General features: G+C 62.3%; 1 protein-coding gene. It reads left to right on the top strand.

The features are described from left to right. Nucleotides 1–689 (top strand): hypothetical protein (locus tag CRD60_RS08860; RefSeq protein ID WP_161522226.1); only part of this gene is annotated, 689 nt, incomplete at its 5' end. Nucleotides 690–726 lie beyond the last annotated feature (37 nt).

Raw genomic sequence — 726 nt, 5'->3', positions numbered from 1 at the left:
CCCGGTCTCGGGGGCTCAACCCCCAGCTGCTCATACGCGCCCAGTTCGAACCCTTCCCCAACAATCCGGGTGTCGACCGCTGGATTGAGTGCGGCGGCTATCAATACTTTGCGAACTCCTACGCGGATGCAACCGCTTACGACAAGGAGCCCCGCCTGAACCAACCCCACAAGACATACGAATCCGGCTCTGTCAGCGAACGCACGATCATCGCCCACAACGAGGAGGAAATCTGCGGCACCCGGCTGAAACTGAACTGGCGGTTGATCTGGCAGAGCGTGGCCGACGGCAGCTGCCACACCACCAAGGAGGACTCGTGGGGCCCGGACACGCATTACGCCGAGCACTGGGAAACGCCGGCCAGCATCCAGATGCCCGTTGAGGCAGAGGGCGAGGGTGCCAATCTGGTCCTGACTCTGACTGTGCACATGGAGGGCCAGAAAGTCCATCGGGAGGACAACTTCCTAGGTTGGATCGACCAGGCAGGTGGAACAAGGCTGACCGTACGCGGCACTGAACGCAACCCGGGCACCCAGGGATGGGAGTCGTGGACCGTAAAGCACGTCGTCCACCTGCCCCCCCCCCAAGAGGCCAGCGCCATGAGCGAGCGCTGGACCTCCCACATGGAGGACGATGCCAAGGGTGCCTTCCAGCTGGAAGAGGCTTCGGACGACTTCTGCCACGAGTAGAACACCTTCTACAGCTTCAACGCCGCACCCATCGAAC

Source organism: Bifidobacterium aemilianum, assembly GCF_003315635.1.
Classification (GTDB): domain Bacteria; phylum Actinomycetota; class Actinomycetes; order Actinomycetales; family Bifidobacteriaceae; genus Bifidobacterium; species Bifidobacterium aemilianum.
Note: the sequence above shows the minus strand (reverse complement) of the source record. Positions and strands in the feature narration are given on the sequence as shown.